Annotated in this window: 20 protein-coding genes; 14 read left to right on the forward strand and 6 right to left on the reverse strand. The window is 53.4% G+C overall.

Annotated elements, in window-relative coordinates; translation table 11 throughout:
- Nucleotides 1-26: 26 nt before the first annotated feature.
- Complete coding sequence (locus NHAL_RS12395; protein WP_013033491.1) at nt 27-1,934, reverse strand: ATP-binding cassette domain-containing protein; 1,908 nt, start codon at nt 1,932-1,934, stop codon at nt 27-29.
- A gap of 84 nt (nt 1,935-2,018) precedes the next feature.
- Between NHAL_RS12395 and msrB the strand changes: the two genes are divergently transcribed.
- The 3 genes from msrB (at nt 2,019) to NHAL_RS12410 (ending at nt 4,331) form a co-directional block, all read left to right on the forward strand.
- The gene (gene msrB, locus NHAL_RS12400) at nt 2,019-2,426 is read left to right on the forward strand and encodes a peptide-methionine (R)-S-oxide reductase MsrB (protein WP_013033492.1); all 408 of its coding nucleotides are present in this window, start codon (nt 2,019-2,021) and stop codon (nt 2,424-2,426) included.
- Between the two features lie 70 nt (nt 2,427-2,496).
- Complete coding sequence (locus NHAL_RS12405; RefSeq protein ID WP_238985349.1) at nt 2,497-3,480, forward strand: FAD:protein FMN transferase; 984 nt, start codon at nt 2,497-2,499, stop codon at nt 3,478-3,480.
- Nucleotides 3,481-3,611: 131 nt separating this feature from the next.
- The gene (locus NHAL_RS12410) at nt 3,612-4,331 is read left to right on the forward strand and encodes a hypothetical protein (protein ID WP_013033494.1); all 720 of its coding nucleotides are present in this window, start codon (nt 3,612-3,614) and stop codon (nt 4,329-4,331) included.
- A 39-nt stretch (nt 4,332-4,370) separates the two neighbouring features.
- Here the strand turns inward: NHAL_RS12410 and NHAL_RS12415 are convergent, their stop codons facing one another.
- A complete protein-coding gene (locus tag NHAL_RS12415) occupies nt 4,371-4,805 on the reverse strand; it encodes a hypothetical protein (protein ID WP_013033495.1) in 435 nt (144 codons plus the stop codon).
- Between the two features lie 211 nt (nt 4,806-5,016).
- Here NHAL_RS12415 and NHAL_RS12420 point away from each other — a divergent pair, with 211 nt between their 5' ends.
- The 6 genes from NHAL_RS12420 (at nt 5,017) to NHAL_RS12445 (ending at nt 11,227) form a co-directional block, all read left to right on the forward strand.
- Complete coding sequence (locus NHAL_RS12420) at nt 5,017-5,901, forward strand: YihY/virulence factor BrkB family protein (protein ID WP_013033496.1); 885 nt, start codon at nt 5,017-5,019, stop codon at nt 5,899-5,901.
- 14 nt (nt 5,902-5,915) lie between these two features.
- A complete protein-coding gene (locus NHAL_RS12425; RefSeq protein WP_013033497.1) occupies nt 5,916-7,034 on the forward strand; it encodes a YcgL domain-containing protein in 1,119 nt (372 codons plus the stop codon).
- Nucleotides 7,035-7,287: 253 nt separating this feature from the next.
- Entirely contained in the window at nt 7,288-7,896 is a 609-nt protein-coding gene (locus NHAL_RS21630; protein ID WP_013033498.1) for a WD40 repeat domain-containing protein, read from the forward strand.
- Nucleotides 7,897-8,010: 114 nt separating this feature from the next.
- Nucleotides 8,011-8,760, forward strand: a complete 750-nt coding sequence (locus tag NHAL_RS12435; protein WP_013033499.1) for a hypothetical protein — start codon at nt 8,011-8,013, stop codon at nt 8,758-8,760.
- Nucleotides 8,761-8,762: 2 nt separating this feature from the next.
- A complete protein-coding gene (locus NHAL_RS12440; RefSeq protein WP_013033500.1) occupies nt 8,763-9,653 on the forward strand; it encodes a mechanosensitive ion channel domain-containing protein in 891 nt (296 codons plus the stop codon).
- A 170-nt stretch (nt 9,654-9,823) separates the two neighbouring features.
- Nucleotides 9,824-11,227 (forward strand): TRAFs-binding domain-containing protein, encoded by a 1,404-nt coding sequence (locus NHAL_RS12445; RefSeq protein WP_013033502.1) that lies wholly within the window; start codon nt 9,824-9,826, stop codon nt 11,225-11,227.
- Nucleotides 11,228-11,406: 179 nt separating this feature from the next.
- Here NHAL_RS12445 and NHAL_RS12450 read toward each other — a convergent pair whose 3' ends face one another.
- The 4 genes from NHAL_RS12450 to NHAL_RS12465 all read right to left on the reverse strand — a co-directional run bounded on the left by NHAL_RS12450 (nt 11,407) and on the right by NHAL_RS12465 (nt 15,295).
- The gene (locus tag NHAL_RS12450) at nt 11,407-11,895 is read right to left on the reverse strand and encodes a DUF411 domain-containing protein (protein ID WP_013033503.1); all 489 of its coding nucleotides are present in this window, start codon (nt 11,893-11,895) and stop codon (nt 11,407-11,409) included.
- A 289-nt stretch (nt 11,896-12,184) separates the two neighbouring features.
- Nucleotides 12,185-13,387 carry a TraB/GumN family protein gene (locus NHAL_RS12455; protein ID WP_013033504.1) on the reverse strand — a complete coding sequence of 401 codons (1,203 nt, stop codon included), beginning with the start codon at nt 13,385-13,387 and terminating at the stop codon, nt 12,185-12,187.
- 111 nt (nt 13,388-13,498) lie between these two features.
- Nucleotides 13,499-14,467 (reverse strand): sigma-54 interaction domain-containing protein, encoded by a 969-nt coding sequence (locus NHAL_RS12460; protein ID WP_013033505.1) that lies wholly within the window; start codon nt 14,465-14,467, stop codon nt 13,499-13,501.
- Nucleotides 14,468-14,545: 78 nt separating this feature from the next.
- Nucleotides 14,546-15,295: a sulfite exporter TauE/SafE family protein gene (locus NHAL_RS12465; protein WP_238985350.1), complete on the reverse strand. Its 750-nt coding sequence runs from the start codon at nt 15,293-15,295 to the stop codon at nt 14,546-14,548.
- A gap of 210 nt (nt 15,296-15,505) precedes the next feature.
- Here NHAL_RS12465 and NHAL_RS12470 point away from each other — a divergent pair, with 210 nt between their 5' ends.
- The 5 genes from NHAL_RS12470 (at nt 15,506) to NHAL_RS12490 (ending at nt 22,853) form a co-directional block, all read left to right on the forward strand.
- Nucleotides 15,506-16,261: an ATP-binding cassette domain-containing protein gene (locus tag NHAL_RS12470; protein ID WP_013033507.1), complete on the forward strand. Its 756-nt coding sequence runs from the start codon at nt 15,506-15,508 to the stop codon at nt 16,259-16,261.
- Complete coding sequence (locus NHAL_RS12475) at nt 16,239-17,744, forward strand: ABC transporter permease/substrate-binding protein (RefSeq protein ID WP_013033508.1); 1,506 nt, start codon at nt 16,239-16,241, stop codon at nt 17,742-17,744. Before NHAL_RS12470 ends, NHAL_RS12475 begins: the two co-directional genes overlap by 23 nt.
- Before the next feature lie 158 nt (nt 17,745-17,902).
- Nucleotides 17,903-20,062: a TonB-dependent receptor gene (locus NHAL_RS12480; protein ID WP_013033509.1), complete on the forward strand. Its 2,160-nt coding sequence runs from the start codon at nt 17,903-17,905 to the stop codon at nt 20,060-20,062.
- Nucleotides 20,063-20,166: 104 nt separating this feature from the next.
- The gene (locus NHAL_RS12485) at nt 20,167-21,348 is read left to right on the forward strand and encodes a glycosyltransferase (protein ID WP_013033510.1); all 1,182 of its coding nucleotides are present in this window, start codon (nt 20,167-20,169) and stop codon (nt 21,346-21,348) included.
- An 83-nt stretch (nt 21,349-21,431) separates the two neighbouring features.
- The gene (locus NHAL_RS12490; protein ID WP_013033511.1) at nt 21,432-22,853 is read left to right on the forward strand and encodes a M20 family metallopeptidase; all 1,422 of its coding nucleotides are present in this window, start codon (nt 21,432-21,434) and stop codon (nt 22,851-22,853) included.
- Nucleotides 22,854-22,918 lie beyond the last annotated feature (65 nt).

Here is a 22,918-nt window from a genome sequence, read left to right on the forward strand (position 1 = left end):
GCATCCATGCACTCCTTCAAGGCGAATTAGCTTGCGTGTTGAGCAGCTTCCAAGTTCTCGCTGGCCATTAGCCAGGCTTCCTCTGTCTCGATGAGGGTTTGTTCTAGGCGCGCTTGTTTCATGAGCAGGGCTTTGAGATGTTCTTTTTGTTGCGGATCCTGGTATAAATCGGGATGAGCTAATTCTTGGTCGAGGGTTGATTTCTCCGCCTGTAGTTTTTCCAATGTTCCTTCGATTTCATCAAGCTTTTTTTGTAATGGCTGTAAAATGCGGCGGCGCTCTGCTTCTTGCCGCCGGCGTTCCTTGCGGGCAGCGGCATGGTGGGGTTCAGAAGGAGGCTCCCGAGGGGTTTCCTCGGTGCTACTTTGGCGCTGGCTGAGCCACTGCTGGTAGTTCTCCAAATCCCCATCGAAGGGGGAAGCGGTATGATCGGCCACCAACCAAAAGATATCCGTGGTGCTGCGCAGGAGGTGGCGATCGTGGGAGACCACCACCATGGCCCCTTCAAAATCTTGAAGGGCGGCGGTCAAGGCATGGCGCATTTCCAAATCAAGATGGTTAGTGGGTTCATCCAGCAGCAGCAGATTGGGGCGTTGAGACACGAGCAAAGCCAGGGCGAGGCGGGCTTTTTCCCCCCCTGAAAAAGGGGCTACCGGTTCTAAGGCCTGATCGCCACGGAAATTGAAGCCCCCGAGAAAATCCCGCATCTCTTTCTCGGTGGCGGTCGGGGTTAGTTGTTGCAGATGTTGGAGTGGGCTTTGATGGGCGTTGAGTTGCTCTATTTGATGTTGGGCGAAGTAGCCGATGCGCAAATCCGGTGAGCTGTCCACAGTGCCGGTACGCGCCTGCAGTTCTCCGGCGAGCAATTTAATGAGGGTGGATTTGCCGGCCCCATTGGGTCCAAGCAGGCCAATACGGTCCCCGGGGATCAAATCTAGGTTGACTCGGCTCAGCACTTCCCACTGATCGTAACCGATGGCCACTTGACGGAGGCGCAGGAGGTTGGCGGGGAGCTTTTCCGGTTGAGGCAGAGAAAAGTGAAAGGGGGAATGGATATGGGCCGGGGCAATCCGCTCCATGCGCTGTAGGGCCTTGAGGCGGCTTTGGGCTTGGCGCGCTTTGGTTGCTTTGGCCCGGAAGCGGTCCACAAAGCGCTGGATATGGGCAATTTCCCGCTGTTGCTTTTGGTAGCTGGCCTGTTGTTGGGCCAATTGCTCAGCCCGGTACCGTTCAAACTCAGAGTAATTCCCGCGATAGTAATCGACGGTCTTGTTTTCAATGTGGGCAATATGGTCCACCACCCGGTCGAGTAGTTCCCGGTCATGGGAGATCAGCAACAGGGTACCGGGGTAAGTGCTTAACCAACCCTCTAGCCATAACACGGCATCCAAGTCTAGGTGGTTGGTGGGCTCGTCCAAGAGCAGTAAGTCGGAACGGCACATGAGGGCTTGGGCAAGATTGAGACGCATCCGCCAGCCACCGGAAAAAGCCCGTACCGGGAGGGTTTCCTGATCGGCGGTAAAGCCTAAACCATGCATGAGTTTTACCGCTCGAACTGGAGCCGTGTAGCCATCGATGGCCTCAATCCGAGCATGGATAGTGCCTTGAGCGGTTCCATCGCCTGCTTGCTCCGCTTTTGCCAGCTCGGCCTGGAGAAAGCGCAGTTCGGTATCACCGTCAAGGACATAGTCCAGGGCAGGGGTCTCTACCGCTGGGGTTTCTTGGGCCACATGGGCTAGTACCCATTGGGAGGGCCGGTTGAATTCCCCCGCATCCGGTTGGAGTTGCCCGAGGATGAGGTCAAATAAACTGGATTTGCCGCAGCCATTAGCGCCGGTGAGACCCACCCGCTGGCCAGGATGAATGGTCAGGTTAAAATGTTCGAAAAGCAGTCGGCTGCCCCGCCGTAAGGAAATATTTTGGAAACTTAGCATCGGCTGATATGGATAAAATGAGAAGACTATAATTTTTTATTAACAAAACTTTACTAGGATACCAAGCTTAGAGAGGAGGGCTAAATGGAGAATAAGATCCATAAATCCGAACAAGAGTGGAAAGCGCAACTCACTCCGGAGCAATATCATGTCACCCGGGAGGCGGGAACCGAACTGGCTTTTAGCGGAAAGTATTACCACCACCAGGAAAAGGGGAGCTATTGCTGTATTTGCTGTGGTAGCCCCTTGTTTAGCTCGGCGCAAAAATACGAATCCGGAACCGGTTGGCCGAGTTTTTGGAACCCTATCCGGGAACAGGCGCTAGAAATGCGCCCAGATAACAGTCATGGCATGCATCGGGTCGAGGTCAGGTGCGCTCGCTGCGATGCCCACCTGGGTCATGTCTTTGGTGATGGTCCCGCTCCCACGGGGCAGCGTTATTGTATTAATTCCTGTGCATTGGATTTTGAAGCTGATTCTTCTTCCATTTAGCAGGGTAGGCCTTCTGGGCCTCCTGCTCTGCCTCCTTTTGACTGCTTGCCTAGGGTCAGCCGAGGACCGCTTGACCTGGTTAACCGGGGCGACCATGGGCACCGGATATTCCGTCAAAATTGTTGATCTCCCTGCTGGGATCGACCCTGAAAGCTTGGATCATCACATTGCCCAGTTGCTGGAAGAGGTCAATGGATTGATGTCCACTTACCAAGAGGCTTCCGAGCTGTCCCGCTTTAATCGCAGTAGGCGTACTGACTGGATAGCCGTGTCCCCAGAGCTGGTCAAAGTGTTGGAAGAGGCGCAACGGATTAGCCGACTGAGTGAAGGCGCCTTTGATGTGACGGTAGGGCCGCTGGTCAATCTATGGGGGTTTGGACCCTCCCCCTATGTCGATGACCTGCCCCCTAGGCAGCAGGTGGAGGCGGCAAGGGAAAGGGTCGATTTTAAGCAGTTGCAAATACGGCGTTTACCCCCGGCGATAAGAAAGGCGCAGGGGGATATTTATGTGGATCTTTCGGGTATTGCCAAAGGGTATGGAGTGGACCGGATAGCGGAATTGCTAGAGGCCCAGGGAATTGAGAATTATCTGGTCGATATTGGAGGGGAGGAGCGAATCCAGGGGTATGGCCCCCAGGGAGGCCCCTGGCGAATTGCCATTGAACGGCCAGTGGCCGGGAAACGTAGCGTGCAGCGCATCCTTGAGTTGGACTCCAGTGCGGTGGCCACTTCCGGGGATTACCGCAACTACTTCGAGCGGGAGGGAAAGCGCTATTCCCATACCCTTGATCCTCGAACAGGCTGGCCTATTACCCATAAACTAGTCTCAGTAACGGTGTTAAGCGCTACCGCGATGCGTGCTGACGCTTTGGCTACGGCCCTGATGGTGCTTGGGCCAGAGCAAGGGTTTCGGTTGGCCGAGCGGGAGCAAATTGCCGCCTTGTTTCTGGTCAAAACGCCTGGAGGGTTTAGGGAGCAGACTACTACTCGTTTTACTAAGATTCGTTCATGGGCCTTATCGGCAGGAAAGGGGTATCCCCCTGCCGATAAATAAAGGTGCTCTAGCTAAGGTTAAGTAATACCAATTTCACGTAACTTTGCATTGTATAGGCTTAGTATAAACAACCAGTTATAACCTTAATAAATTGCAGCCTTTTGCTAAATTGGTATAAAGGGATGGGACTGATGTTAAAGCTCTCAAAGAAATTTTTAGGGGGCGTCAAGCGCTCCGCAGTGGCAAGGGTACTCTTGCTATTAAGCACTCCAGGATTGTTTGCGGGCAATCTGTGGGCGGCTAACCTCCAGATTCAAGTTGTGGCCGGGGATAAAAAAACGCCCCTGGAAAAGGCAGCGGTTTGTCTTGGAACCTCCCCAAATCCACAGCAATTTGGGGCCTCCCTAACAGGTAAAAAGGGTCGGGTGTTATTCCATGAGCTGCAACCGGTGCCCCTTATTCTCACCGTGTCCAAGCCTGGGTTTAGGGGAGAACAACGCATTGTCGGCAGGCAAACGCTGAATCGGGTTATGGTCGTATCCCTAGCGCCGGGCGGTGGAGGCCCCACTTGCCAGGCTTTGCCTCAGGCTAAAACAAAAGCCTCCACTGCAGCAGAGCTCCTAGTTAAGGATCTAGCTATTAACCGGGGTGCCCCCCTAACCCGAAGCCGGAAGGTCACGCTTTTTTTCACTGTGGAAGGCAAGCCTACCCAGTATCGTGCCAGCCAGTTTCCAGACTTTCGGGACGCCCCATGGCAAGCTTTTGTTTTAACCCCCCAATTTGAGTTGAGTCCCGGCAGTGGTGAAAAAACTATCTATTTACAGGTTCGCCGCCACCGGGAAATTGACGGCTCTTACCTGCAAACGGTATCCAACACTACCGAGGGCAGTATCTATTTTTCTAAGCGTTAATTGATTTATGATTTAACTCCGACCGTGATAGCGGAGATTTTATTCTGCTTCTGGTTCCGATGGGGGTTCAATTTTTACCAAGTAATGGTGGTGAGACGGGCATCCTGCGACAGTTTGCGCAGAGATATCAATCCTTGCATACCGTTCTTCGGTGATAGGCTCAGGAAGATCTCCTTCCACTAGATAGCTTCCATTGGGTTGCTTGGTGACTGTCAGAATACCTTCTTGATCACGAATTTCGACAGCAAGGGTTGCTTCCTGGAGGTTCGAACTGGCGACAAAGGAAAAATGAGATAATTCCGGAATAACCGCCTTAGGGGCAGGATTTTCCTCGGAAAAGCGGACGGATGTACAGCTGCTTGATTGGGATTGGGAGCGCCCCCCCCCATAGGCATAAGCCGTGGTTGTCATTGTAAAAAATAGGGAAAATAGAGCGATATAAGAACCGATATGAAAAAGTCTTTTATTTGTCATTCCTGTTCTATCCTAAGTGTTTGTTTTTTAAAGTAAGAAAAATCATTTGAGCACCTCTAACCTTAAAGTATAGAGCTAAAGAGGTTGAACCTCAAGGTTGTTTCTTTACCCATAACAGTAAGCGCAAGGCAATCAATAGGGGCAGGTCTTTCGCTCCTATGGGTTTCTAAAAGGGGTGGAACTGTCGTTTAAGTTTGCGGACTGAGAGTGTATGAAGCATCTTTCAACCCGAGCCGAATTTGTTCTAGAACAGCCGCTGCGTTTCCTGTTGCAGGTTATCGCGGGATTTCGAGTTAACCAGGGACTATTGTTGGCGGGGGCCATCGCTTATTACACATTGCTATCGGTGGTTCCCATGTTTGCCCTGATTTTGGTGGGGCTTTCCCAGGTAGTCGATCCGGATCAATTACTGGAGACCACCAATGACTATCTGTCGTTACTGGCCCCAGGGCAGGCAGAGGCCCTCACCGAGGAGATCGCAGGGTTTCTAGAAAATTGGAAGATAATCGGGATAGTGGGCTTTTTAGTCCTGCTATTTTTCAGCTCAATGGCATTTACCGTGCTAGAAAATGCCATGTCTATCATCTTCTTTCATCGTGTGGCGATTCATCGTCGTCATTTCCTGGTCTCAGCTATCCTTCCCTACTGCTATCTATTCCTTTTGGGGTTGGGGCTTTTTGTGGTGAGTCTGGTGAGCAGTGGTTTACATGCCCTCGATGAACGTTCTGTGACTTTGTTGGGCAATATATTCGGTGGTTACTACGCCGTTGGGATTTATGTATTGGGCCTGCTCGGTGAAATTTTGTTGCTGACCTCCCTTTATTTGGTCATGCCTCTGGGTCGGATCGTGTTCAGTCATGCCCTAATTGGCGGTGTGGTGGCGACCCTGCTATGGGAAATCACCCGACAGGTCCTAGTGTGGTATTTCTCGACCCTATCTTTCGTGAATATCATTTACGGATCATTTGCCACGGCAGTGATGATCCTGCTGAGCCTAGAAGCGGCAGCCATTATTGTCTTATTCGGCGCTCAAGTGATTGCGGAATATGAGCGCATTGACACCCAAGAGAAAAGCCACCAAAGTTTTCAGACTTAATATAGAGGATGACTGTGAAACCCAAAATTCTGCTTTGTTCTGATCTGGATCGAACCCTACTTCCCAATGGTCACCAACCCGAGTCGCCTCAAGCACGGCCTCGGCTGCGACGTTTGGCCCAGCGCCCAGAAATCACCCTGGTCTATGTTAGTGGTCGCCACAAGGCTCTAATCCAAAGCGCCATTGAAGAATATGACCTTCCCCTTCCCGACTATGCTATTGGCGATGTGGGGACCACGATTTACGAAATTGGGGATAAGCAATGGCATGTCTGGGAAGACTGGAGCGAAGAGATTGGAAAGGATTGGCAGGGAATGAGCCAGGCCGATCTGGCCAAACTTTTCGCCGATATTAAGATTCTGCGGCTGCAGGAGCCGGAAAAACAAAATCAATTCAAGCTCAGTTACTACGCTTCGCCGGATCTGGACCGGGAAACCTTGATTCCAGAGCTGGAACAGCGGTTAAAAGCTCAGGGAATCCAGGCTTCTTTTATCTGGAGTGTGGATGAAACCGCTCAGGTTGGTTTGCTCGATGTCTTACCAAAGTGTGCCAATAAGCTCCATGCCATTCATTTCCTAATGGAACAAAAACATTTTGATAAAAGGCATACCGTTTTCGCTGGAGATAGCGGCAATGACCTGGAAGTGTTAACCAGCGGTCTCCAAGCTATTTTAGTGCGCAATGCCCAGGAGGAAGTGCGCCAGGAAGCCCTCCGCCGCCTCCCGTCAGAATATCGCCAGCAACTTTATTTTGCCCGCGGCAGCTTTATGGGGCTCAATGGTTATTACAGCGCCGGGATGTTGGAAGGTCTGGTCCACTTTTTTCCTGAAACCCGGGCGTGGATGGAAGAGGGAGGAGAAGAGATGGCGGGGGAGGAAGCGGCAACCCAACCCTGTGCTATCTACCGAAGCCGTAAAAAGAACGACAGTTATTTATATGTGGAAACTAAAGATGATTTCTCTGGTGTCCCTGAAAAATTACTGGAAATGCTAGGGAAGTTAGAATTTGTCATGAAGCTAGAACTTCGACCTGAGGTTTCCCTGGCTCAGGCCAACACCCAAGAAGTGATGCGGATGCTCAAGGAGAAAGGTTATTTTTTGCAGTTGCCATCGAAAGAGTATAGGCAGTCTTAGTGCCTTTTTCTGCCTCCGGGCTCAGGGGTGCCTCCTTCTTTCCTCTTCGCGCTGGATGGTCTAACTTAGCTCTTAAATTAAGGCTAGATAAAGTCGCCCCCCGGGCACAGTCGACCCCCGACGGGGTCCAGGAGAAAAACAGGGTAAAAAACCATGCCTGCCCCCCTGCACCTTCGCCTCTTTCTCGCCTCACCGGGCCGAGGCTTGGGCGCAGCGCCGCCCTAACCTAGTAGGTGAAGAGGCACGGGCCTTCTTGGACGCCAGTGTCGCCCTGCGGGAGCGCGAGCGACAAGAAGCTGAAGCGCAGCGCCAGCGGGAGTTGGAAGCGGCCCAGAAACTCGCCGCGGCCCGGCGCCGGACCCTGGGAGGACTGGCCGTGGGTCTGCTGCTGGTGTCCGTCATTGCGGTAGTGGCGGGCTGGCAGTGGTATCGGGCGGAAGCGCAGCGAAACAAGGCCCAGGAGCAGGCCGCGCTGGTGCAACGGGGGGCCTGCAACGCGCAATTGGCCTGGGCTCAGGAGGTGGTGAAACACCCCCCCATTCAGGCCCGGAGACTGCTCAATGACACCGAGCGGTGTCCAAGAAACCTTCATAACTTCGCTTGGGGCTTTCTTTATAGGCTCACTCAGCGCGAGCGGGGGACATTGCGCGGGCACACCGACCCGGGTTTTGCCGTGGCCTTTGCCCCGGATGGGAAGACCCTGGCCTCGGGAAGCCGAGATGGCACTATCAAGCTCTGGGAAGTGGTGGGAGGTGGCCACCGGCCAAGAATAGAGTACTCTAGCGGGGAAGAAGCACTTCATAGGGATAACGCATTAGCACGGTGGGCGCTCTCTCCACCTTCCCGATCTTCGTTGGCATAGCTGATGAAAATCTCACTCATTTTTCATTTTGCTGTTAGCCCCGGTGGTGATTATTAGGTGAGAAGCTACACTTTAAAAAAAAGATAAAAATGATTGAGGAGCTTCAAGCAGATCATGCATCTAGAAGCCGTCTTGACTGTAGGCTGGCCCGAGACGAGTAATTCGTCGTTCTCAGCACGTAAGGTGCATCAAGCGGCCCAGGAAGCCGAGGAAGCTTACCCCCATGCCCTGGCCCGGTGGCTGGATTCAGGCCCGGCAAGGCCTACGCTTTTGGCTTTGGAACGGCTTTTCCGAAGGCGGCCAGGCGGTTTCCATGATCTTAAGACTTTAATAGGCACGATCGGTGGGTTGCCTGAGCGGGAAGCGCCTTTACCCTGTCACATAGACTGTTTTGCCTATGCGTTTCTTAAGGGGGCAAAAAATTTCGATTTTCTCCTCCCGGAAGCCTCTGCGGAAGAAAGCCCTTTTCGCTCCCGTTTGCCGGAATGGAACGAAGCCATTAACGCCTTGGAGGAATTGGAACGGGTTGGGCAACCATTGCCGGCCCATTTGGAGTTTACCCAAGAGGATTATCTGCATCTGCGGCATATTCTCGCCCGTAAATCGGCGCGGGATGAGCGGCGCACCCTGGCTACCCTCCTGGTCAATGGGCCTTCAACGCCAATGGAATTGACGACGGACTTGGGGCTGAATAAGACATTGGCCCAGCGAATTCTGGGGTTGCTGGCGAACAATGATGTGGTGGCGGCTCGCTCTGGAGCGCAATATGTCATCCGGGAGCAGGCCCTGCCCTTGGTGGTGTTTGGCCTGCGGGAGACTCTGGGATTGGATTTGTTATCCTCCCTCCAGCCAGTAGAGGAGTAAAGATGGATTTGTTGAAATTTCTGGCTGGCGCCTTGCTCAATGGCTATGTTTTAAGCTATCTGCTGATTGTTATTTTGGCTCAAATGGGACTGGCTGGTTGGTATCGATTTCAGCGCTACCGCCTTACTCGGCGGCGGCGGCGCCAAGGGTTGCCGCCGGATATTCTGATGGATCATACCCAGCGGTTATCTGAATTGCGATGGGAGGCGTTTTGGAAAGCGCTGGTGTTAGTGGGGACCGTGGTAGTGGTCCCTTTTATACTGAGTTATTTCGCCGCCCCTGAGTCCGCCCCGAGCAAGACTAGCGAAGAGGCGGCTGCGCCGGCCCAGGCTGGTTTGGCCTTGGTTTTTGTCACCCTGCTGCTGTGGTTGTTGCTGAACGGCACCGATGTGGCGAAGGCCTTTCTGGGGGGACTGGCGTTCAAGACCTTGGTGGCTTTCCAGCGTCCGTTGCAGGTGGGGGATCGGGTTGCCCTTAAGGGGCATCGGGGCAAGGTGACCCAAGTAGGTACTTTTTTCGTCACCCTGCAAACCGCTGATGACGATGTGGTGAATATCCCTACCCGGGACCTGTGGTCCGAGGTGCTGGTCTCTGCCAACGCCGGGGCGCGGGCGTCCCTCTGCGTCATGCCCTTTTATTTGGATCCCAAGGTTTCCCAGGAACAGCGCCAAGCTGCTGAGGATGCCATTTGGGAGGCGATTCAGGCTTCCGCTTATTTTGAGCCGGCTCAACCCATGCAAATTTATTTGACCCAAATGCCGGAAGCCATTTGCCTGACAGCCAAGGCCTATGTAGCCTCCACCTATCAGGAGTCCTTATTTTGCAGCGATGTGACCCGGGCTTTTTTGGAGTCCGCGGCCCGAGAGCAGATTCCTTTGGCGTCGCCGGCCTAGGGAAAAGCGGAGGTCGATCCTGGCCAAGAGATGATCCAGGCCTGTTCAATGGGATTGAAAATTAGGGTAGGGACGGCTTTAGCCGCGATTTGTTCCCAAACGCACTTGGCGGCTGAAGCCGCCCCTACCCGGGGTGCCGGTCAGCATTGAACCGCTCTGAGGAGACCACCATGCCGCAAAAACCCCTGTGCTTTGTGTTGATGCCCTTTGGCATTAAGCCCGCTCCCACCGGTCAAGGAGCCATTAACTTTGACCGGATCTATAACCAGGCCATCAAGTCCGCCATCGAGGATGCTGGCCTGGCGCCCCTGCGGGCTGATGAGGAAAAAACCGGGGGCATTATCCACAAGCCCATGTTCGAGCGCTTACTGCTGTGCGAATACGCGGTAGCGGATCTCACCACGGCCAATGCCAATGTGTTCTACGAGTTGGGGGTGCGCCATACGGCGCGTCCTTGTACTACCCAGGCCCTGTTTGCTCAGCAGCAGCCCATTCCCTTTGATGTTCATTTCCTGCGGGCCTTGCCCTATGATCTGGGCCCGGATAATCGTTTTGCCGAGCCAGAAGCCCAGGCTCTCCGTGAGACGCTCGCTGAACGCCTGCAAACGCTGCGGGAACAGGCGATCCAGCCCGACACCAAGGACAGCCCCCTGTTCCAGTTGCTGGGGGAGTGGCAACCGGATCTGTCCCGCTTAAAGACCGATCTATTTCGGGAACAGACGGCTTATAACCAAGCCCTTAAGGAGCGGATGGCGGCGGCCCGTTACCAAGAACGCTCCCAGGGCCTGGCGGAACTACGCCAGCTGCAACAGGAATTAGCAGCCCATCTGGACAGCCAGGAAGTGGGCGTGTTGGTGGATCTGCTGCTCTCCTATCGGGCCTTAGAAGGCTGGAATGAGATGATCGCGCTCTATGAGATCCTGCCCGAGACCTTAAAGCATTCCATCCTAGTGCGGGAACAATTGGCTTTTGCCCTCAACCGCCGGGCCGGGGAAGCCCAGCGTCCTGAAGATCGCCAGCGGGCTTTAGCGGTGCTTAAAGAGGTGGAAGCGCAACAGGGCCCCAGCGCTGAGACCGGTGGGCTCATGGGCCGGATCTACAAGGATTGGTGGGATGAAACCCGTCATAGCCATCCCCGCAGTGCCCGGGGTTATCTGAAGCAGGCCATTGCCGCCTATCGGCGGGGTTTTGAAGCGGACTGGCGGGATGCTTATCCCGGTATCAATGCGGTCACTTTGCTGGATATTCGGGGGGAACCTGAAGACAAAGTCCAGCGGGACCGACTGCTCCCGGTGGTGCGCTTTGCCGTGGAACGGCGCTTGGAGGGTAAGTCCCCTGATTACTGGGATTATGCGACCTTGCTGGAATTAGCGGTGCTGGAGACGGATCGGGAGGCGGCGGGGCGGCATCTGGACGATGCGTTGGCCGCGGTGCGGGAGTCCTGGGAGTCCAAGACCACAGCCCGCAATCTGGATCTGATTCGTCAGGCTCGGGCCGCACGGGGGGAGACCATGGATTGGATTGAGGAGCTCATCCAAGCCCTTAAGGATAAAGTCCAGGGGGTTAGCCAATGAAGGGGCTCCCATCTTGTCTTTAATTATCGCGGTTAAGGCGGCAGTCCCTTGCCCCTAAGAGTCATCCTTCTTTCAGAATCAGAAATAGCTTCTTCGTGCGCACGCTACTTGTCGGTTCACAGGGGCGGTTGAACAACGCAAAACCGACCGCATTCCTCTAAAAATTTTTGCCGAGAGACTTAATAGTCTCGATAGGCATTAAATGGTTTTGACTGACCTTCTTTGTTAAATTGAAGGACGTAAAAGGGATCTTTTCTTCCCCCCATCTCCATGCCTGGTGTGCCTACCGGCATGGCAGGAACCGTCAAGCCCGCTATCTCAGGTTTCTCTATGAGTAGGCGTTTGATATCGTCAGCGGGGACATGGCCTTCAATCACATAACCATCAATAATGGCGGTGTGGCAGGAGGCCAGCTCACGGGGAACACCATATTGCTGCTTCAGGGTTTGCATATTATTGGAGGTAATATCTTTGACGGTGAAGCGGTGTTTTTCCAGGTGTTCGACCCATTTCTTACAACAGCCACAGGTAGGGCTGCGATAGACGGTAATGTTGGAGGGACCAAAATAGGAGACTTGGGCCTTGTCCCAGACGCTTTCCTCGGCATGGGAAGACATGGTCAATAAAACCAGTAGAAGACCTAGGCTAAGCTGATAGATTAATCGCATTTATTTGCTCCAAAAGACAGGTTGCCGGAATTCGAACCCACGATCCCTGTTCCACAAGGCGAAGAAGAGGGATAACGCAGTCCGTCCAGCACTAGGTTTCATGGATTTTCAGAAGAAAATATGCAGAATAACCACATATTTTGACCCATAGACCCACAATGAGACAAGCTAAAGTGTGGGAAATTCCCCTCGAGTGCCGAGTAACAAGGCCCGTACCTGGAAGTTTTTAATTCAGAGGGGATGAAGAGATTTTGCTTGGCTGTCACCGGGTATCTATGGGGGACTGGAATTACGCCCCTGCCAAGCGATCAATGATTTTGAAACCGGCCGCATAAGTTCCTATGGCGCTGCCTAAGGTACTCAGTAAGAATACCAATAGGATCCGGGTGACTCGATTGTGCCACCAACCCTTGAGACGGGTCGTATCCTGCCGCAGACGACTGAAATCTCCCACGGTAGGTCGGCGCAGGAAGGTTTCAATTGCGGCGGTGACCATGCCTGCCCCAATGGTGGGGTTAAGGGAAGTCAACGGCGCGGCAAAAAACGCGCCCACTACGGTCAAAGGGTGGGCTCTAGCCACTAGGGCGCCTAGGGCAGCTAAGCCCCCGTTAATCACGATCCAGTCGATGACCAATTGCCAGCCGAGCTCGGAGCTCTGATAAAAGCCAAAGATAAAGCCGGTCAGGATCAGGGCCACAATCACCCAGGGAATGAGTTTGGGCCAACGGCTTGGGGAGGGGACCTGATCCAGTTCGGTGATAATTTTTTTCGCCGATGCGCTGTCTTGTTCTAAGTAACGGGTCACGCCCCGGAGATGCCCTGCTCCGATGACCCCTAAGAGGTGGTGGTATTCGCCATGGGTGATTTCTTCCCGGAGGCGGGCAGCCATGTAACGATCCCGTTCGTCGATCAGCGGGGTATAGAGGGGGCGGGCTTCTGCAGCAAATTGGGAGAAGGTGGTCTCCAGGACATCCCCTTCCTTAAGGCGTTCCACCTCTTCTTCGCTGACCGTATCCCGCGACACGAGACTGGCAAAGAGACCGGCGATCAGGTTAAAGCGCTGCCACCAGGGAACATTGCGGTAGATGCGTTTTAAGGTGGTGCCCACTTCTCGGTCGATCAGGACAACGGGAAGTTTAGCGGTATGGGCCGAATCGACGGCTGCGCGCATTTCGGCGCCCGGTTCAATACCAAACTGCTCCGCTATCCGCTGTTGATAGGCCGCCAGGGCCAAGCTTGCGGTCACCATCGCGGCTTTGCCTTTGCGAAGGACTTCAAACAGGTCCATACGGGAGAGGGCATCGGGGTTGATGAGGGCATGGTAGCGGCTAGGACAGAGTTCGACCGCCACTGCATCATAGTCCCCCGTGGCGAGCAATGCCTTGACGTGTTCAGCGCTAGCTCGCGAGACATGGGCAGTGCCCAGAAGCGTAATCTGGCGATCAGCGAATTTAATGATACTTAAAGGTTGTTGCTGTTCGGTGCTATTCATCTAAATAAAAAAATAGAAATGCCAAGCAACAGGCTCGGCACAATTGTAGGTGCGCTAAAAGGGCGAATCCGTATAGCACCGCGTTGCAACCGCCTTTGGCGTTGCTTTGATTTAGTGGGTTTGAATGGCGTATTTCTGCATCCGGTAGCACAGTGTGTCGCGGCTAATGCCCAGCAGTCGCGCGGCTTTAGAGCGATTACCCTTGGCTCTGGCGATAGCCTGGTGAATGAGTTCCATTTCCACCCGCTCTAATTCTAGACCGCTTTCCGGCAGCGTGATTAGCGGTTGGGTTTCCTTCTCAGTCGGCAGGTTCAAGCCACCGCGAACGTCAAACGGCAGGTTCTGGGGGGTAATGGTTTGTCCGGGTAACAGTACCACCATTCGCTCACAAAAGTTGCGCAGTTCCCGCACGTTGCCAGGCCAAGGATAGGTGTTGAGTACCCGTAAGGCCGCCGAATTAAAGTTCGGTGGTACGAGTCCATGGTGCTGGGCAAAGCTGGCACAAAAATGTTTGAGCAGCTGGTTGATATCCCCCTCCCGCTGTCGCAGTGGCGGCAGTTCTAAGGGCACCACGTGGAGACGGTAGTAGAGGTCTTGTCGAAAACGTCCTTCCTTAATGTGTTGGTTGAGATCGCAATTGGTCGCCGCGATCACGCGCACATCACAATGGTGGGTGCGAGTATCCCCGACGGCTTGGCATTCTCCGGATTCTAAGAAGCGGAGTAACTTAGCTTGAATTCCGGCAGAGAGTTCGTTGACTTCATCCAGGAACACCGTGCCCCCTTCAGCAGCCCGAAAACGCCCCAAGTGATCATGGGTGGCTCCGGAGAAGGCACCACGGCGGTGGCCGAAAAGTTCCGATTCCGCTAAACTTTCCGGTAAGGCAGCGCAGTTGATGGCCGCAAAAGTTTTGTTTGCCCGTCGACTCTCAGCGTGAATGGCTTCTGCCATTAACTCTTTGCCCGTTCCCGTCTCCCCCATAATGAGCACGGTCACTTCTGTCGCTGCCACCATACGCGCACTGCGCAATAGGGATTCAAAAGCCGGCGCTTTGCCAATCAGTACATCAAACCCGTCCATCCCATCACCTGCTTATTAGTTTAGTTATTTGGTCATTTTAAGACGTATATTACCCTATTTTCTTTGACTGTATTAGCCCTAATAGGACCCAATAGCAAGTAAGTTAATCACAGCCATCGCAATGATCACCAAACCAGCCACCCGGCGCAAGCCATTTAGGCTGGCCAGGTGAGCCATCCAGGCGGTAAAGATGCCTGTACTCATCACCGTGGGTAGGGTGCCGATACCAAAGGCGAGCATGGTCAAGGCGCTCCGAGTCCCGCTGCCCGTGGTGGCAGCCACTGCTATGGCATTATAGACTAAGCCGCAAGGTAGCCAGCCCCAAATGACACCAAATACAAAGGCCTGTTTCCGAGTGCGGACAGGAATGAGTCGCCGCCCCAGGGGCTCTAGCCTGCGCCATAGTGGGACCCCTATCCGCTCTACCACAGCAAAGCGGGGGAACCAATTCGCGATATACAGCCCCGTGCTCAGCATGATCAGGGCCGAGGTTGCTTGCAATATGTCGTGCCCTGAGACTCCAAATATGACGGGATGGTTGGTGGAGCCCAGCAACCCTACCAGCAAGCCCATGATTAATCCCATGGTGATGTAGCTCGCGACCCGGCCAAGATTATAGGCAAAGATAAAAGGGACCAGCCGCTTTTTTTGGCTGCGGATTTCCCGGGGTAGGCTTAAGGTCAGGGTGCCAATGATGGCGCCACACATGGCCACACAGTGCAGTCCGCTAAGCAGGCCCAATAGGAGCGCAAAGGTGAAAGAGGTGGTAAAAAGGGGATCTAGAAAAGTCACGGACAGCAAAATAAACGGAAAAGTGAGGAACTTCAACTCTGGGAATACATTGGGCTTTAAATTGGGTCATTTGCCGTAGTGTATTAGGTCAAATCACCTATTTTAGCGCTAACTGTTCCGCCTTATAGAGCCAGCAGGTCGTATTTTTTCGTCCCATGGCCGGCGTCAGTCATTTTTTTGAGGGGAAAACATCATTTAGATTTAGAATTTTGGTGCTGACTCCCTTCAATTCCGGAGTGCAAGGACATGCTAGAACTGGAAGCGGTTTCCAAACGTTACGGCGGTATCATTGCTTTACATATTACGGATCTCTCCATCTCACCGGGCCGGACTACAGTTTTAATTGGCCCTAGCGGCTGTGGCAAGTCCACCTTGCTGCGGTTGATGATAGGGCTCATCCAGCCAGATACCGGAACCATCCGTTTTGGCGGCACCTTACTGACTGCTGCCAATATTTTAGAGCAACGCCAGGGAATGGGGTACGTTATCCAAGAAGGGGGATTATTTCCCCACTTCACGGCCCGAGGTAATATCACTTTGGTGGCTGACCATCTGGGATGGGAGAAGGCCCGGATACAACAACGGCTCGGGGAATTGGTCACCTTGACCCGTTTTCCGAATGAAGCCTTAGACCGCTACCCCACCCAGCTATCCGGGGGACAACGGCAACGGGTGGCTTTAATGCGTGCCCTGATGCTCGATCCAGAGCTGTTATTGTTGGATGAACCCCTTGGCGCGCTAGATCCTCTGAACCGCTACGAGTTGCAGTCCGAGCTGAAAAGCGTTTTTAGGGCTTTGGGTAAAACCGTGGTGATGGTCACCCACGATATGGGGGAGGCGGCCTATTTCGGCGATCACATCGTTTTGCTGCAGGAAGGAAAAATCATTCAGCAGGGGGGGATTCAGGATTTCGTGGAAAGGCCGGGGACTCCCTTTGTGGAACGTTTTATTCGGGCTCAGCGTTCGCCCCTGGATATTTATGAAAGGCCACACGGTAAGTAAAACCGCTCTAGCGTTGACTTTGTGGATGATGTTTTCGGGATGCTTCGCCGCTTCCCCGGTAATGGTAGGGTCCAAGAAGTTCACCGAGTCCGTTATCCTGGGTGAGTTGGCCACCCAGTTGGTGCGGAGTGTCGGCACCAAGGCTGTTCATCGTCGGGAGCTGGGGGGGTCCCGCGTCCTTTGGAATGCCTTGCTTGCCGGCGAAATCGATATTTATCCTGAGTATACGGGCACCCTTTACCATGAAATTCTTGCCCAGCAGGTCACCGCAGAATCCGAACTGCGCCGTTTCTTGGCCACCCAGGGAATTGAGATGAGCCGCCCCTTGGGCTTCAATAATAGCTACGCCCTAGGGATGAAAGAAGAGGTTGCCCAAAAACTCAATATCAGCAAGATTTCGGATTTGCTTCAGCACCCCGAGTTGGTGTTGGGGTTTAGCAATGAGTTCATGGCCCGGGCTGATGGATGGCCGGGCTTACGCGCTCACTATGGGTTACCTCAGCGCCAGGTCAGTGGGTTAGATCACGATCTCGCTTACCGAGGACTGGAGCAGGGGTCTGTGCAAGTGATGGATCTCTACTCTACCGATGCGGAGATCCAATACTATGGATTGCGGGTGTTGGAGGATGATCGCCATTACTTTCCTGACTATAAAGCCCTATTTCTTTATCGAAATGAGCTTTTAAAACGGGCGCCAGAGGCGGTGGCTGCCTTGCAATCCCTAGAAGGACAACTCGACTCGGCGGCGATGGTCGCCATGAACGCCCAGGCTAAATTGGAGCGAATCCCCGATTCCCAGGTAGCTGGTCATTTTCTGGAACAGACGTTGGGTTATCCCCCTCAGACCGCCTCTGTCACCGCCTGGCAACGCTTTTATCGCCATACCAAAGAACACTTGGCCTTGGTCGGCATTTCCCTGCTAAGTGCCATTATCGTCGCCATCCCTCTGGGAGTCATCGCCGCCTACCGGCCTCGCCTGGGGCAAATGATTTTGAGTATTGCGGGGATCATTCAGACCATTCCCGCCCTTGCCTTATTGGTTTTTATGATTCCTCTCCTGGGCATCGGCGGACCCCCCGCGATGGTGGCTTTATTTCTTTATAGCTTATTGCCTATCCTTCGTAATACCTATACCGGGTTGCGGGATATTCCCCCACAGCTCTTGGAATCGGGAGCAGCGCTAGGGCTTTCAGCGGCGGCTAGATTGCGCTTGGTGGAACTGCCCATGGCCTCTCGCGCTATTTTGGCGGGGATTAAAACTTCGGCGGTGATTAATGTGGGGACAGCGACCCTAGGCGCTTTAATCGGCGCTGGAGGCTATGGTCAGCCTATACTGAGTGGGATTCGCTTGGATGATGTGGGCCTGATCTTGGAAGGTGCGATTCCCGCAGCGGGGCTGGCCCTCCTGGTTCAAGGACTATTCGAGGGAGTGGATCGGGTCGTGGTGCCTAAGGGGCTGCGGTTGGAGGAAGAAAAAAGGTGAGGGTAGGCAAAAATTAAGGGAAATGCCGCAATTTCACTATTAAGCCCGGCTAAGCTTTATCTATAAGTATTTGTTTATTATGTAAAAAGTGTTTAGCATAAATTTTGCAAGAGTAAAATTTTGGCTTAGATAAAAATTAATATAATCAGGGGAGAAGAATGATTAAACGAACGCCAATCTCCGTTCTCGTGGCTGCTTGCGTTATCCCCCCACTTTTTGCCCAGGAAGTGAGTTTGCCGGAACTTGAGGTCGTGGGACAGCCCATTGACCGCTCAGTGGTGCAGCCGGAAGAAAAGCCCGCTGCGGTTCCTGATGTGGCCGATCTGCTAAAGCGAACTCCGGGGGCCGGCGTCAATGCCAACGGCCCTATTACCGGCATTGCTCAATACCGAGGGATGTTTGGATTGCGAATGAATGTACGGCTAAATGGCACTCCGATTGAATCGGGGGGGCCTAATTGGATGGATCCCCCCTTGCACTATATGCCCCGCAGCTTGCTGGAATCCCTAGATGTCACGCGGGGGATCGCCCCGGTAAGTTCTGGTTCTGGAGTAGGGGGCTATATGGAGGCCAAATCCAAGTCCAGCCAGTTTACCGACAGCGAGCAATTTGAATTTCACAGCGATGTGGAAGCCACTGGCCATTCGGTGGATGAGGGTTATGGTCTAGGGGGTATCTTCTCTTTGTCCAATGACCGCCACCGGTTACATTTCCTGGGTAGTCGGGATGATGGGGATGACACCGAGTTTGGAGATGGCACCATCAAAGGCACCGAATACGAGCGGAATACCTATGGTGGAGGATATGGTTTTCGGATGGGCAACCATGAATTTGGTGTTGATTATCAACGTCTGGATACTTCCGATACCGGCACTCCCGCCTTACCTCTGGATATTGGTTTTACCGAGACCGATCGAGTGGGGGGGAACTACATCGGTTTTTGGAATAATATTCAGTTCGAAACCAGGCTCCATTATTCCAATGTGGACCATCAAATGAACAATTTTAAGATTCGGCAGACGCCTGAATTTTGCCAACTTCCGGTACCCTTCTGCGCCGGCGATGATAAGCGTTTTGTCAATGCCGATAGTGAGGATATCGGCTATGGAGTTAAAGCGACCTTTTCTTTGTGGAAAGGAAGTTTAGCGATTGGCGCCGATGGCCATGATGCCCAGCATAACGCCACTGTCTTTGATCCTGATTTTGCGCCCTTCTTTATTACTAATTTTAATGACGCTCAGTCCAACGTTTACGGGTTCTTCAGTGAATGGACTGGGGAAATTTATCAAGACTGGGGGCTGGAGCTTGGGGTCCGTTATAGCCGCGTGGAAATGGATGCGGATAAGGTCAATGCCTTTCCCGCCCAATTGGTGGATGCCAATCCAGGCATGTTTCCCATGGGGACTCCCCCCCGTGCGGTGTTTGTGCTCAGGGAACGGTTTAATCATGCTGATCGGGATCAAACGGATAATAATGTGGACTGGGTGGTCAAGCTTGACTATCAAATGGACCCTGCCCTTCGTTGGACCTTTGGGGCGGCCCGTAAGACCCGTTCTCCTTCCTATATTGAACGTTTCCTCTGGATCCCTCTAGAAGTTAATGCCGGTCTTGGGGATGGCAACAACTACGTGGGCAAAGTGGATCTTGACCCGGAAGTTTCCCATCAGCTGGAGTTTGGTTTTGATTGGCGAACTCAAGCCGCTTACTTTTCACCGCGGGCCTATTACCGCAGGGTGGACGATTATATTCAAGGGGCCCCGGTGACGGATCCAGTGGTGACTGCGGTCAGTGCCAATGCGGCTGGAGATCCCACCCCGCTGCAATTTACCAATGTGGATGCCGAATTTTATGGCCTCGATGCCGATTTTGGCTATCGTTTCCATCCCCAATGGCGGGTCGATGGGGTAGCCAGTTACGTCCGGGGTAAACGGCGGGACATTGACGATGATCTCTTCCGCATTGCTCCGCCTACCTTGCGCTTAGGCCTTACCCATGAACGGGCCCACTGGTTTGCCACCGTTGAAAGCGTATTGGTTTATCGGCAGGAAGATATTTCGGATACGATTACCCGAGATCCGGACAACCCCAACAATAACAATGAGGCTACCCCTGGCTATGTCCTGGTTAATTTCTATGGGCAATATCGGTTGCCCAATCAGGGCATTACCTTTACCGCCGGAATCGATAATTTACTCGATAAGACCTATATCGATCATTTAACGGGTTTCAATCGGACGCTCAATAGCGACGTACCGGTCGGGCAGCGTCTCCCCGGTCCCGGCCGCAATTTCTTTGCCACCTTACGCTATGAGTTTTAAGAGCAGGTGCTGATGATGATGAACGGGTAAAAGTAAGTGATTGACAGCGTTCGGCGGTCCAAGTAATCATCGCGGTTTTGGGTTTGCTGATACTTGGAGTTGCCGTGCGCATTTTAAAGATCTCGGACGTTTACTTTCCTCGGATCAATGGTGTTTCCACTTCGATCCAAACTTTTCGCCACGAGCTCCAAGCTTTAGGCCACGAAGTCACCTTGATTGCGCCGGCCTATGGCCAGGGCGAAGTTCCGGAAGCCGACCTTATTCGAATTCCCGCACGGCCAGTGATTCGCGATCCAGAAGACCGGTTCCTTAAATGGCGGCATATTCTTAATCTGACCCCGGAGTTGGCAAAGCAAGGCTTTGATTTGATCCACATCCATACTCCTTTCGTGGCCCATTATGTGGGGGTAGCCCTGTCCAAGCGTCTGGGCTTGCCGCGGGTAGAGAGTTATCACACCTTCTTTGAGGAGTATCTCTACCATTACATTCCATTTTTACCCAAAGCTTGGTTGCGTTTTGCGGCCCGCCGTTTGACCAACACCCAGTGTAATAATGTGGATGCCCTGGTGGTGCCTTCTACCGCCATGTTGGGGATCTTGCGAAATTATGGGGTAAAAAGCCCGGCGGCCATTGTCCCAACCGGTATCGAATTGGAACGTTTCAAGGGGGGAAATGGCGCCCGCTTTCGGGAACGCTACGGTATCCCTGGGGATCGGCCCACGCTGGTGCATATCGGTAGGGTGGCGTTTGAGAAAAACATTGATTTTTTGCTGGAGGTGACAAAGGAGGTCAAGCAGCAGGAGCCGAGGATTTTGCTGATTATTGCGGGAGAAGGGCCGGCCCTGAATCATTTGAAAAAGCAAGTTGACGCCTTAGGTTTAAAGGATAATGTGCTGTTTATTGGGTACTTGGATCGGGAGGCGGAACTTCCCGATTGCTATCATGCCGGTGATGCCTTCGTCTTTGCCTCCCGTACCGAGACTCAGGGTTTGGTACTTCTAGAGGCGATGGCCTTAGGTATTCCGGTGGTTTCCACAGCGGTGATGGGAACCCGGGATGTGGTGGGACCTGGGAGAGGCGCTTTGGTGGCTGAGGATAACGTGGCGGACTTTACGGCCAAGGTACTCACTGTCCTTCGCGATCCAGAATTACGGCAGCGATTAAGTGCGGAGGGCCGTGAATATGTCAAGAGCTGGAGCGCAAAAGCCTGCGCCCTCAGATTGCTGGAGCTTTACCAGCTCGCCTTGCGCCAGCATAAAGCTGCGCCGATGCAAGGGAGCGTATAGAAAACCTCCGATGCTCTAAACTAAGATTATCTTTAGTAAAACTAAATTCAGAGACCTATTCCCGGTAAGAGAGCCTAATATCCATGGAATCGGCTAAAATCCGCGGCTTTGTCGACCAGATCTGGCAGCAATCTATTTTGTCTGAGCTGAAGGAATATATCCGCATTCCAGCGGTATCTCCTTTGTTTGAGCCCCAATGGCAGACACTAGGATATATGGATGATGCGGTGGCTTTGGTGGAGCGCTGGTGCCGGGGACAGCACCTTGAGGGGATAAAGACGGAAATACTTCGCCTACCGGGGCGGACCCCCCTAATTTATTTGGAGGTTCCTGGGAATTCAGAAGACTGTGTGTTGCTGTATGGGCATCTGGATAAACAGCCGGAAATGTCGGGTTGGGAGGAGGATTTGGGGCCTTGGCAACCCGTGCTTAAAGGCGACAAACTCTATGGCCGTGGCGGCGCGGATGATGGTTATGCCGTGTTTGCTTCAGTCACGGCCCTGCGTGCCCTTCAGGAACAGGAGGTGCCACGGGCCCGTTGCGTGGTGCTTATCGAGTGCAGCGAGGAGAGCGGCAGTCCTGATCTTCCCGCCTATATTGATGCCCTAGCTGGGCGTATCGGTCAGCCTAGCCTGGTTATTTGCTTGGATTCCGGAGCAGGCAATTATGATCAGCTTTGGTGTACTACTTCCCTACGGGGTTTGATTGGGGGTGAGTTGGCGGTGGAAGTTTTGCGTGAGGGGGTCCATTCCGGCGATGGGAGCGGTATTGTGCCTTCCAGCTTCCGCATTATTCGGCAGTTGCTTGATCGCTTGGAAGATCCCCAATCTGGAACGATAATCCCCCCTCAATTTCATGGGGACATTCCCCCTGAGCGGGTCGAGCAGGCCACTTACGCGGCAAAAGTATTGGGCGATGGGATCTACACCAAATTTCCCTGGGTTGGGGGCATGGGGCCCATGGGAACAGAGAATAAGGAGCGGGTACTCAATCGCACTTGGCGGCCAGCGCTTTCCATTACCGGCGCCGAGGGATTGCCGTCGCTAGATAAGGCAGGCAATGTCCTGCGACCGTTGACGGCATTAAAGTTATCCCTGCGGTTGCCCCCTACGGTAGAGGCAGAAGCCGCCGGCGATCATTTGAAGCAACTGCTGGAACAGGACCCCCCTTATGGAGCTAAGGTCCGTTTTCATCCTGAGCAGGCGGCAAGCGGTTGGAATGCTCCCGCTCTTTCCCCCTGGTTGGAAAAATCCCTGGCACAGGCTTCGAATACCTATTTTGGTAAGCCTGCGGTTTATATGGGAGAGGGCGGGTCGATCCCCTTCATGGGAATGCTGGGGGAGAAATTTCCCCAGGCACAGTTTTTGGTCACAGGGGTTTTAGGTCCCCACTCTAACGCTCATGGTCCTAATGAGTTTCTCCATATTCCCACCGCTCAGCGATTGACCTGTTGTGTCGCCCAGGTGATTACCGATCATTACCGTAGAGCGAATGGCAAAAGCTGAAGCAGAATTTGGCGACGTTCCTGGTAAAGATGCTCTATTTTTAGGGGATAAGGGTATTCGCCCTT

The sequence above is a fragment of the Nitrosococcus halophilus Nc 4 genome, from assembly GCF_000024725.1.
GTDB lineage: Bacteria > Pseudomonadota > Gammaproteobacteria > Nitrosococcales > Nitrosococcaceae > Nitrosococcus > Nitrosococcus halophilus.